The organism is Chloroflexus aurantiacus J-10-fl, assembly GCF_000018865.1.
Lineage (GTDB): Bacteria > Chloroflexota > Chloroflexia > Chloroflexales > Chloroflexaceae > Chloroflexus > Chloroflexus aurantiacus.
In genome coordinates, this window is the sequence record NC_010175.1 from 1,229,155 (window position 1) to 1,240,523 (window position 11,369).

At 58.6% G+C, this 11,369-nt stretch carries 8 protein-coding genes; 4 read left to right on the forward strand and 4 right to left on the reverse strand.

Annotated elements, in window-relative coordinates; translation table 11 throughout:
* Positions 1-3: 3 nt before the first annotated feature.
* From CAUR_RS04645 to CAUR_RS04655, 3 genes are read left to right on the forward strand one after another with little or no spacing between them, the layout of a single operon-like run.
* Positions 4-1,908: an N-acetylmuramoyl-L-alanine amidase gene (locus tag CAUR_RS04645; protein ID WP_012256775.1), complete on the forward strand. Its 1,905-nt coding sequence runs from the start codon at positions 4-6 to the stop codon at positions 1,906-1,908.
* A 46-nt stretch (positions 1,909-1,954) separates the two neighbouring features.
* A complete protein-coding gene (locus CAUR_RS04650) occupies positions 1,955-3,031 on the forward strand; it encodes a cell division protein FtsZ (RefSeq protein ID WP_012256776.1) in 1,077 nt (358 codons plus the stop codon).
* Positions 3,028-3,894, forward strand: a complete 867-nt coding sequence (locus tag CAUR_RS04655) for a gasdermin (protein WP_012256777.1) — start codon at positions 3,028-3,030, stop codon at positions 3,892-3,894. Before CAUR_RS04650 ends, CAUR_RS04655 begins: the two co-directional genes overlap by 4 nt.
* A 469-nt stretch (positions 3,895-4,363) precedes the next feature.
* On the opposite strand, the gene CAUR_RS04660 is transcribed toward CAUR_RS04655, so the two are convergent.
* The 3 genes from CAUR_RS04660 to CAUR_RS04670 are packed head-to-tail and all read right to left on the reverse strand — an operon-like array spanning position 4,364 to position 7,799.
* Positions 4,364-5,569 (reverse strand): glycosyltransferase family 2 protein, encoded by a 1,206-nt coding sequence (locus tag CAUR_RS04660; RefSeq protein WP_012256778.1) that lies wholly within the window; start codon positions 5,567-5,569, stop codon positions 4,364-4,366.
* A complete protein-coding gene (locus CAUR_RS04665) occupies positions 5,566-6,678 on the reverse strand; it encodes a glycosyltransferase family 4 protein (protein WP_012256779.1) in 1,113 nt (370 codons plus the stop codon). Before CAUR_RS04665 ends, CAUR_RS04660 begins: the two co-directional genes overlap by 4 nt.
* Positions 6,675-7,799 (reverse strand): glycosyltransferase family 4 protein, encoded by a 1,125-nt coding sequence (locus CAUR_RS04670; RefSeq protein WP_012256780.1) that lies wholly within the window; start codon positions 7,797-7,799, stop codon positions 6,675-6,677. The genes CAUR_RS04665 and CAUR_RS04670 overlap by 4 nt, the downstream gene beginning before the upstream one ends.
* Positions 7,800-8,335: 536 nt before the next feature.
* Between CAUR_RS04670 and CAUR_RS04675 the strand changes: the two genes are divergently transcribed.
* A complete protein-coding gene (locus tag CAUR_RS04675) occupies positions 8,336-10,315 on the forward strand; it encodes an NHL repeat-containing protein (RefSeq protein WP_012256781.1) in 1,980 nt (659 codons plus the stop codon).
* Position 10,316: 1 nt separating this feature from the next.
* Here the strand turns inward: CAUR_RS04675 and nadC are convergent, their stop codons facing one another.
* On the reverse strand, positions 10,317-11,162 hold the full coding sequence (gene nadC, locus CAUR_RS04680) for a carboxylating nicotinate-nucleotide diphosphorylase (RefSeq protein ID WP_012256782.1): 846 nt from the start codon (positions 11,160-11,162) through the stop codon (positions 10,317-10,319).
* Positions 11,163-11,369 lie beyond the last annotated feature (207 nt).

Consider the following 11,369-nt stretch of genomic DNA (forward strand, 5'->3'; position numbering starts at 1 on the left):
GTCATGTATCAGATTGAATGGCTAGGAATGACGCGCAACAATTTCAAGCCCGGCACCCCTGATCGCATCCGTATGGTGGTGTTACACGCCACCGCCGGCACCTATCCCGGTGATCTGAAGTGGCTGCGTCAGGGTGGTGCGCCAGGCCGTGAAGTGTCTGTGCATTACTACATCAATAAACGTGGACACATTGTGCAACTGGTTGCCGATCACGATATTGCCTGGCACGCCGGTGTCAGTCGTTGGGAGGTGGACGGACGTACCGTCTACGGCTGTAACGATGTGTCGATTGGGATTGAGTTAGAGAACCGGAACGATGGTCGCGATCCGTATCCGCCGGAACAGTATGCGGCGGCACGCTGGTTAACCCGCGAGCTGGTGCAGAAGTATCAGATTCCGCCAAACCAGGTTGTCCGCCACCTTGACATTGCCCCCGGTCGGAAGACCGATCCGGCTGGCTTCCCCTGGCAACGCTTTGTCAGTGAGGTGTTTGCCGATCTTCCCGGCGCCCCGACGATGCCGCCGACCGAGCAGATGCGCCAACGGATGCTCGATGTCGCCTATCGCGCCGCCGGGAGTGGCCTGCCCGCGAGCTGGCCCTTCGCTACCACAGCACGTACCCTTCATCTGGGGATGCCGGTGGCCTCGTTAATCGCCCGTCCACCGGCATCACGTGCGGCATCATCACCGAATGATCGGGAACGAGTGTTGTCACTTCCCGATGGCACCCGCTATCTGGTGGAGGTCTACGCTCGTGATGCGCTCTTTGCAACCGTTGGCCCGGATGACACGCTGCGCCCCGATGAGCCAATTCAGCGATTACGTGATGTTCCCGCCAGCCCGCAACGTCTGGCGCTCCTCGACGCTATCTTCCGGGCTGCCGACCCGATCAACGGGTTTCAACCGGGCTGGGCATTCCATCAGTATTTTCTCGACCATGAGGCTGAACTTGGCATGCCAATCAGTCACAACCACCGCCTCGCTCTGGCACCGGGATGGCATGTCGCCTGCCAGCACTTCGCCCTCGACAGCCTCTGCTCGCCGGTTGGTCAGTGGCAGGTAATCTACCGTCTGAGTGATATTCGACGTGCTGCGGCAGGCCAGATGATTCTTCCCGGTCTGAGTCGTGAGCGAGCCAGGCAACTGGCGAATCTCCTGCTTGATGATCTCTTTGCCCTGCGTACCGGTCGGCGGTATCAGGCTGAGGCGGCGCTCGTGCGGTACGCGCTTGACGAAGATCTGGGCGCACCGCTTGGCCCACCCGAAACAGATGTCGTTGATGGCATCCCCATCGCGTTGATGCCGTTTGCCCTCGATGTGGTGGCCTGTCGCCTGCCGGCACCGGACTGGCCACTCGACCGGCCACTGCCACCGGGCAATCCGTTCGGTCGTCTCACCGCATTGCTCAGCTCACACCGTCAGGGCGTATCCGGTGTTATCCGATTATCACGGATGCACAATCCGCGTTCGCTCCCGGTGATGCAGGCAACCCCGTTGGTGGGATCACCCCGACCTGATCGCCCGTTCATCGATGTCAGTCTCTTTGCCGGTGACGGTGAGGTACGTCGGCGAGCGATTGATACCATTGTCGTTATCCCAACGCCAGGACCGGCGAGCCTGGCACTGACGCAGGCGCATACGGCTGCGCGCTGGCACTACTACATCGATCATACCGGCACCGTCTTTCGGTTGCGGCACGAACGCTATGTTGCGCGGGCTGCCCGTGGTATCGGCCTGCCTGCCGAACAGCTCGATCAACGGGCACTGGTCATTGCTGTTGAGGGTGAACTTGACCACGCCCCGCCGACACTTCGTAAAGCAGCAAAGGCGCTCATTCAGTTACTCTGCCGACATTTTCAGATTAGCAGCAACCGGATACACGTAGGCGAAATGACCATGCATTTGTAGGCGGCAATCGGTTCGCTGCCACCTATCACAACATCACAGGAATCATATGCAGTCAACAGCTTCTTCGTTTCACGCCCGCGCCCCGATCAACATCAAGCTGATTGGGCTGGGCGGATGTGGTGGGAATCTGGTCAGTACGCTGAAGCTCCAGAACGATCAGGTGGATCTGGTCGTTGCCAATACCGATTTGCAAGACCTGGCAGGGCGTACCACTATTCCAACCCGTATCTTGCTCGGCCCACAGCAGACCGCCGGAAAGGGAGCGGGTGGGCGGCCTGATGTCGGGGCAGCCGCAACTGTCGAGAGCGAGCCAATGCTGGCGAAGGCATTGAGTGGCGCCGATCTGGTTGTGATTGTCGCCGGTATGGGTGGTGGTACCGGTACCGGTGCCGCGCCGGTGGTCGCCCGGCTTGCCCGTCAGCTCGGAGCATTGACCCTGGCCTTTGTTACGATGCCGTTTCAGGTCGAAAAGGGACAGCGGAGCCGGATTGCCGAACAGGGACTTGCCAGTGTGAGCAAAGAGGCTGATGCTGTGGTTGTGGTTTCCAATCAAAAGATTTTGAATTTTGTCGATCCGCGGACAACCCTATCGGTTGCGCTGACGTACAGCAATACGATTTTAGCTGCTGCAATCAGCGGTGTGATCGATCAGCTCTCCCTCCCCTCACTGATGCAGCTCGATTTTTCCCACGTGCGGCAGACCCTCAGTCAGGCCGGACAAACGATGCTTGGGATTGGCAGTGCAACAGGAAGTGATGCTGCCCAGCGTGCGATGCAGCTCGCGCTGAAATGTGATTTGCTCGAAGGAAATTTACAAAAAGCCCGCCGTGTCTTCGCTTCAATCATCGGTGGCAGTAACCTGGGTCTGATCGATGTCCATCAGGCGATTGAGCAGATCCATCGTGTGGTTGCCAATGAGATCGATCTGGTCATCGGTGTTGCTACCTCACCACTGGCGTCGCACCGGGATCGCGTGCGGGTAACGCTCATTGCCAGCGAGGTGGCTTCCTTCCGTCAGTCGCTCTCCTCTGGGCAGGCCAACCCAAAAGCATCTGTCACGCATACGATCTCCAGTAACGATCTACCACCCTTTTTGAAATTGCACCGACGAGGTTGTTTATGATTCTGCATCTCTGCCCAAATGATCCCCTGGTCTCCCTGGTACACGACCTGTTCGGAGCCAATGCCGTGCGGGTGCCTGATGCGCGCATTCGCCCATTGTCGGTCGTTATTCATCGGGATAATCGGAGCGTGTTTCGTGGTTCGTTGTTGCCGCTCCTTACCGACTCCAGTCCATTGAGCGTGCAGCCTGCGGTATCACAATTGATCGATATCAGCGGTCGGCGTTCGCGCCGGATCAGCCTCGACCTCGGCTTGCATATTCTGCGGGGGTTTCTGTACGGCTTCGGCATACCAGCCGCCAGTCTGGCGACTTCGATCCAGGGTGCAGCGACAGTTTCGTTCTCATTTCCCACTGCCATGCGTGTAGCCTACGATGTGAACGCACTGGGCTGGGCATTGGCCGGTCGTGCTATTGATCGCTCGAATCCGGCAGCGGCAGTACTGTTCGAGCAGACACCCTACGAGCTGCTCTTGATCGACTCGGTACTCACCAGTCGTCATATCACCATCACCCTGAGCGGTAGCAAAGGCCAGCGCCTCAATGTCGATATTGATGCGCTACGGCAGATGCTCAACGATCTCGGTGGACAGGTTGGTGTCAGTGGTGATTCCGAACTTGAAGTAACGCTAGCCAGCCCCCATGACTTGACCTTCGCCTTTTCGTGCGTCCGCCTCTTTTTCGACGACGAGGGCTTTATTACTGCCATCCCCCCCGATCTCAATCGGCGGGTGTTGGGAAGTGCCGGCGGACTTACAGTACGGTATACGCCTGACCGGGTGCTCCTCAGTGCCCAGCCTGGCTTATTGGTATGGGATCGCCTGCCAACAATCTCGCCGGAACAGCCTCATTCCGCCCGTCGCTAGCGTCCGTCAGGTGTGGGCACGATCAAAAGCAGAGCGATTCAGGCGGCAACGCGCATGCGCTTCCTGCTGTCAGCGGTTATGACGAGCACCGAACATTCAGGCCATACTGACGACGCGAAAATGCCCGCAGGGAATCAGGGTCGCATACCAAATCTTGCCCCATCCGGTGCATCACGGCCCGGCATCAGATATGGGGCGGGTTTAGAACCCGCCCCTTCCATGTCGGTTCTCATCGCCATGCGAGGGATGCGACGGATGAGGAGGTATCGAAAGGGTATGTCGTGGATCACGTGCCACGCAGTAGATTAGATGTGATATAACACCACGCGACGTTGTGATGAAGACATAGCCTCTATAGTAAGCGACGCGGGCATGGTGGTCAGCCACCATTGTCCCGCGTCGGCTGTCGCACACCCGCGCTCTTCTGACACAGGTGTCATTTCCAGTTTCAAACAGGTATCTGTTACCATCACGAATGCGGTGCCCGATTCCGGGCCGTCCGAATCCAGTCACGCGGTTTGATGCCGAGTAGCAGCCGGATGTAGAGCCACAGCTTCCAGATTACAAAGAGCGGGGTGAAGAGTAACGAGCGGTAAACCGGCCACGGTGCCTTCACCAGGATCAGCCCACTGAGAATGTACACAACCTGACCAAGCAACACAAAACCGGCCAGCGCGAGTGCTGCCGGGTCACCCAGGACGAGGGCGATCAGCAAGAGCAATACACTGGCTCCGGTAACCACCGAAAAGGGTGGAATCAGTTGCTCGATGGCAGCATCGATCAGCAAAAAGCTTCGTCGGCGCAACCCTTCACGCAGCAGTTGCGGCACATAATGGCGCACCATCTCCATCCGTCCGCGCTCCCAGCGCTCATTTTGGGTTTGGGCAGACTTCAGACTATCGGGCATCTCGGCCCATACCACGGTATCGGGCGCAAACATGGCGCGCTCACCCGCCAGAATCAGCCGCATGTGGTACTCAATATCTTCCGTCAGCGAGGCTGTCCAGCGCTGCTGCCGTAGAATGTCGGCGGCAAAGACCATCCCATTGCCCTTCAGGCCGGTCGAGCCACCAAGCACCATGCGGCCCAGAGGGCGGAGGTAGTGCAGGACAATCAAGGCCACCGCACGGATTCCGGCACTCCATGCGCCTTCGGGTTGACGTACCGCATAGTAAGCCTGGATAACTCGTTCACCCTGCGCCAGCCGGGCATCCATCACCCGTAGAAAATTGGTCGAGACCACCGTGTCGGCATCGAGAATGACGACCGCATCGTGCGGTTCCTGGCGCAACCAGATTTGCTGCAACAACCATTCCAAAGCGTACCCCTTGCCACGCAGCGTCTGATCGAATCGTTCGTGGACGATGGCTCCATGCGCGGCAGCAACTGCGGCAGTCTGATCCGAACAGTTATCGGCAACGACGTGTACAGTGTAGAGTTCACGCGGATAGTCGAGTTGTTGCAGATTAGTCAGCAGATCGGGCAACAGGCGCTCTTCATTGTGCGCCGGTATCATGATCACAAAGCGCGTGGTGGGATGCGGACGAAGCGTCGTTGTGCGCCGGGCGAAAAAGGCTGCTCCGGTGAGCAGCAGAAGATAAGCCACCATCCCTGCCAGCACAATCCCGCTGACCCAGAAGATCACCGTCAACAAGCCCCACATCAACGACATCATAGTCGCTCCTTATGCTTACCCGACAGCGGCTCAACACCGACTTCGGTCAGCGTATCGTAGAGAAAATCGGTCAGACGCACGGCATAATGATCGAGGTTCATCTCCTCTTCAACCCGCCGGCGCCCGGCGCGGCCCATACGGGCTGCCTTTTCCGGTTCGGCAAGGAGATGTTCAATCGCTTTCCGCAAGGCATCCGGATCGCGTGGTGGTACGTACAGACCGGTTTCCCCCTCAACGACAACATCGGTCTGGCCGGGTGTTGCCGTACAGATAACGGCCCGCTCCATCGCCATTGCTTCCAGAATAGCCGTTACTCCGGCCTGAAACTCTACCGGTTCGAGCGGCATCACCAGAAATCGGCTATCGCTGTAGAGCTGGCGTAATTCGTATTGACTGAACTTCTGGACACGCACATTGGGTGGAATCGGCTGGTTCCGGGTGGTATCTCTCTGTTTTGACCACGGGCTGGCAGCAGCCACGACCACGTCTGCATCGAGACCATCAACAGCACGCAGGAGAGTCGGGTAATCACGCCTTTCCAGCCCAACTGCGCAAATCTGTGGGCGTGGGGTCTGGCGCGGCGGTGCGTGACGGGGATGAAAAAACCGGTCGTCAACCATAAATGGGGTAAACGGCACTCGTTTAACGGGTAAGCCCCACCGTTGGGTGATAAATCGCTGCTGCCACGTTGAATAGACCATAAAACGGTCAATGTGAGTATGGACAGCAAAACGATCAAGAAAGATCATCTTCTTCGGCACCGACAACACGTGGACAATCATCAGATGGCGGGGCCGCCGGTTGGGCGTAAAATATTTGAGCAGGGCTGCCAGCGGTAAACCAACCTGTTCGCCGTCGGTGACAATCGCCTGATAGCGATGACGACGGGTAAAACAGGCCCAGGCCAGCAGCAGATTCGGCCCTCCCAGGCGCTCAAACAGACGACCGACCGGCCCGCTGGTCTCGCGTGCAATCCGATAATCAATCAAATCGGCGCCGAAGTGACGGGCCAGTTCAAGATAATCGGCGCGCGGGCGCCGACCGGCAGCAATCTGCTGTTCAAGATCAGATGGAATAATGCCTGAAACGGTAAGCAAAACCTGATTCACGCCGGAATCCTCTCTTGCATACGGGCCAGATCGACCTCACCCTTGATCAAATCCAACAGTCGCCCGGCATTATGGCGGGCATCATACATACGTGACACGTGGATCGTTGCCCGCTCGCCGAACCGCAATCGCTCGTCGGGACGGGTGATCAGGCGACGCAGGGCCTCGGTGAGCGCGTTCAGATCGCCAGCCGGGATCAATAAGCCTGTCTCACCATCACGGACAATTTCGGGAATAGCCGCGACACGGGTCGTCACCGCCGGCAAACCGGCTGCCGCCGCTTCCGAAAGCACCATTGGCAGACAGTCGCCGAACGTTGGCAAGGCAAAAATATCGGCCTGGTGGTAGAGCGCCTTCAGTGGGGCACTGTTCGGCTGCATCCCGTGATAGACAAACACCCCCGGCTCGTCCGGCACCTGGTCTTTGGTCACCAGATGCAGTTCAACACCGAGCGGGCGCAGTGCCCGGAAGGCTTCGATCAGCAGCAGCCCCCCTTTGCGTTCGAGATTGGCTCCCACAAACAGAATTTTTACCGGCCCCTCGTGGCGGGTACGCGGCGTCGGGCGTTGCCATTCATGCACATTCACACCGGGCGGGATGACGGTAATCTTATCTGCCGGCACACCGTAGCCCTCGATCAGGCCATCTTTCGCCCACTGGCTCCAGGTGACCAGATGGCGGGCCAGTTGAAAGCAACGTCGGTTGAGCTGCCATTTAATCCGTTCCAGCCAGGGCGGGCCTGGATCATGCTGATAGTACGGGCCGAGCTGATCGTACTGTAACGGAGTGGCATCGAGCGAGACGATGCCGGGGTAGCGCTGCAACCAATCGGCGGCCAGCACAGCCGGCACCTGCGTATGAAAAAAGAGCGCATCAAGGGTCGTGTGTCTGGTCAATCGGCGCAATGAGCGGCGCGCCCGCAAACCGGCACGTACCGTCCAGTTACTTTTGTAGAGCGGTATACGCGCTGCCAGACCATGAGTCTCAAACGGAATGAGTGCCCAATGCGGTCGGACATCAGGATCATTGCTGATATTCGCCTGCAAGTTTTTGGCGTGAGTCACATGCCCCAGGGCCTGTTCGAGCACAAAGCCGATGTTGTAGAGCGCTGAACCGTTCATAGCGTTTCCTGATCCGAATCTTCAGATTGTTCCTGCGCAGCGCAAAGGAAACCGCGATCTACGTTGAGTATAACGAAGAGGTATAACCTTAGTGTTAATGAAATGGGTGATACGCTTGCAATGTTGTCATATCAATCTGGGAAAAATACACTTATGAGGCTAGCAGATTGTTGAGACAGGCTGCGGAGTCTGGTCGGGTAGGTGAAGGCTGTATCTTTGCATACACAACGGTTTGTTGGCAGATCACGATGGCAATATTTACCCATTTGTTATGACAACCCAGGTTACTGTGAGCAGGCTACGGAGACTAGCTGCCAGGGTGAACAGTACGACGTTGCACGCAACACTGGATGGCGTAACTGCACGAACGATGTGGGTAGCAGCCAGTTCCCATCGACGTGCTACGTCACGCCTAAAGGTGGTAACTCGAATTGTACCCATCCTCTGTGTCCTCTGTGCCTCTGTGGTGATATAAGGTAGCAACCTGGGTTATGATACAACTGACATCGCGCTTCCTGATCAACAGAGGAACCGGCATGCTTCTTCGTCTCGTGACCGTTATTTTGCTAACCGGAATGATGGTGGCCTGTTCAGCACCACCGGCCCCAACGCCCACCCCCGTTCCGCCGGCCCCAACGCCGATCCTGCTTGAACAGGATGTAACCTTTGCCGAATTCGGGTTGCGTTTACGCCTGCCGGCAGGCTGGCAGAGTCGGTTAGAAGCCAACACGCTGCGGATTGCCGCGACGGCAACCGCCCTCGATGCAACGGTGATTGACGCCCCGCTGTTGTTGATCGACACCACAACAGTCCCGGCGTTTACGGCGCAATATGGCACGGCCAATCCCGAAACCGTCTTCGAGCTGGCCAGCAGTGCAATCCAATCGTCTGGGTATACGATTGCACCGACACAACCAATCCGCCTGGGCAACGCTCAGGGATTGCAGGCCGATGTCAGTGGTACCAGTGGCCGCGGACGCCTGCTGGTGCTGGTTGATGACACTCGCATCGTGCGGATTCTGGCCCAGGCCGCCGGCGATCAGTGGGAGCGCGAAGCAGCAACTATCGATCAGATATTCGCAAGTATTGAACTCTTGCCGCTGGCTATCCCGACGCCAACCCCACTCGCCCTGGCCGCCCAGCCGCAGATCGTCCGTACAGGGCCACCCGGCTTCGTGTTACGGCTCGGTGGCCGCAGCGGCCCGGCGAATAGCCGCTTTATCGCGGCCCGTGGCCTGGCCGCAGCGCCCGATGGCACGATTTACCTTGCCGAAAGTGGGCGCGGTGTGTGGGTCTTCGCACCTGACGGCACGCTACGCACCACTTTCGGCGCCGATGATCTGCTCGACGCCTACGATGTCGCCCTTAGCCCAAACGGCGATCTCTACGTCGCCGATTACGGGCGCAATGCTATCGTGCGCTTCAGCGCGACAGGCGATCTGATCGGGCGTTGGGGTGGACATGGCGATGCGCCCGACCAGTTTGGGCTATCGGCACCGCAACGCATTGCGGTTGGGAGTGATGGTAGCGTCTATGCAATCGACACCCGACCTGGCCCCGATGGACTGGCCGTCAGCAGTATTGTACGTTTCAGTGCTGATGGTCGATTGATTGAACGGATCACGCTTCCGGCTGATCTGGCGCCCGCCGATCTGGTGGTTGATCAAAGCGGTGTGCTGTACCTGGCAGAGAGTTTTGCCGGCGCGATTGTCAAACTGGCTCCCGATGGCAGTGTGCTGGCGCGCTTTGGCGACCCGGCTGATCCAACCCTGCTGGCGGGGCCGGTTCTCGACCTTGATCGTGCCGGCTATCTCTACCTTGCCACCTATGCCGGTACCATTCTCCGGCTGGCTCCCGATGGCACAATTGTGGCCCGTGGCGGGGCACCGGCTACACCCGGCAGCATTCCCAACCCCGGCGAGATCAGTCTGCCCAACGGGATCGTTGCTGCACCGGGTGGCGTGGTCTGGATCAGCGATAACAGTGGCGAATACAGCGCGATCTCAGCCTTCCGCTTGCAGACCGACGAGGCAGCCATGGCAACCGCGCTGGCCCTGGCACCGACAGCAGCCGCCCCAACCGGTGACATCATCCGGCAGTGGGCAAGCGCAGCCACTGCCAGCAGCTTCTACGCACCTGACTATGATCCAGCCGGTGCCGTTGGCCCGCCTGATGTCACGGAATGTCAGGACAGCCCCAATGCCTGGGCACCGGCAACTCCCGGCAGTCGTGAGACGTTGACGGTCACGTTCGCCGATCCGGTCTTTGCTACCGGCCTGATCATTCACCAGAATCACCAACCCGGCTACATCACGCTAGTCGAAGTGATTGATGAACAGGGGACAGCGCGCGTCGTCTACCGGGCCGATCCGGCACCGGCCCCCGAATGCCCATTTATTCAGAGTATCACCTTTGAACAAACCCTGACCCGAATTGTCAGTGCGCGTATCACCATCGATCAGCGTGATGGAAGCTGGAGCGAGATCGACGCTGTCGCCCTGCTGGGTGTGCCATAAATCAAATATCGAGACCGATGTCGAGCGCACGCACCGAATGGGTCAGCGCGCCAACCGAGATATAATCAACACCGGTTTCGGCAATCGCGCGCACGGTCTGCAACGTCACGCCACCACTGGCTTCCGTTTTGGCGCGCCCAGCAACAGCCTGTACTGCCAGCCGCAACTGATCAGGCGGCATGTTATCGAGCAAGATCAGATCGGCCCCGGCTTCGGCAGCAACGATTGCTGCCGCCACACTCTCGACTTCAACTTCAAGCCGCACCATTGGCCCAAGCTGCCGGCGCACGTGCCTGATCGCCCCGGCCAGATCGATCCCCTGGGCAGCCAGGATCGCCAGATGGTTGTCTTTCAACATCACCCCATCGTACAGGCCAAACCGATGATTGTAGCCACCACCTACCCGTACAGCGTATTTCTCCAGGGCACGCAGCCCAGGCGTTGTCTTCCGGGTATCGAGAATCTTCGCCTGCGTGCCGGCTATTGCGGCAACGTACTGCGCAGTCAGCGTGGCAATCCCGCTCAGCCGCTGCAACAGATTGAGCGCCACCCGTTCACCGGTGAGAATACTACGCGCCGAACCGGTAATCGTTGCCAGGGTCGTACCAGCAGAAACAGCCGCCCCTTCAGCCACATGGCATTGCACGGCGACGCCAGGATCAAGCTGGCGAAAAACGGCAATCACGACCGGCAGCCCGGCTACCACACCGGCCTCACGCACCACAACCTGCGCGGAACTCTGCACTGTCGCCGGAATAGCGGTCAAGGTGGTCAGATCGCCACCACCAACATCTTCGGCCAGCGCCTGCGCGACCACGGCGTCAACGATATGACGGGGAAGTTCCATTATGACATCCTTTACTACAACCCGATCCTCCGACGGTATTGTATCCGATGATAGTCATCGCGCCGTGTGATTAGCGGCGCATTATGTAATCCAAGGTACTACCTTACGTCACTACAGCGGTGCGGGTCGTTGAGCGCGACGGGGGGAGGGGTGGAACACGGATGGACGCGGGTTAGGCGGATGAACACGGATAGATCATCACCCAAG

Coding starts and splice junctions, on each gene's coding strand:
- CAUR_RS04670 (WP_012256780.1), bottom strand. CDS start 7,799: ATGAACGGTTCAGCGCTCTACAACATCGGCTTTGTGCTCGAACAGGCC.
- nadC (WP_012256782.1), bottom strand. CDS start 11,162: ATGGAACTTCCCCGTCATATCGTTGACGCCGTGGTCGCGCAGGCGCTG.
- CAUR_RS04655 (WP_012256777.1), top strand. CDS start 3,028: ATGATTCTGCATCTCTGCCCAAATGATCCCCTGGTCTCCCTGGTACAC.
- CAUR_RS04675 (WP_012256781.1), top strand. CDS start 8,336: ATGCTTCTTCGTCTCGTGACCGTTATTTTGCTAACCGGAATGATGGTG.
- CAUR_RS04645 (WP_012256775.1), top strand. CDS start 4: ATGTATCAGATTGAATGGCTAGGAATGACGCGCAACAATTTCAAGCCC.
- CAUR_RS04660 (WP_012256778.1), bottom strand. CDS start 5,569: ATGATGTCGTTGATGTGGGGCTTGTTGACGGTGATCTTCTGGGTCAGC.
- CAUR_RS04650 (WP_012256776.1), top strand. CDS start 1,955: ATGCAGTCAACAGCTTCTTCGTTTCACGCCCGCGCCCCGATCAACATC.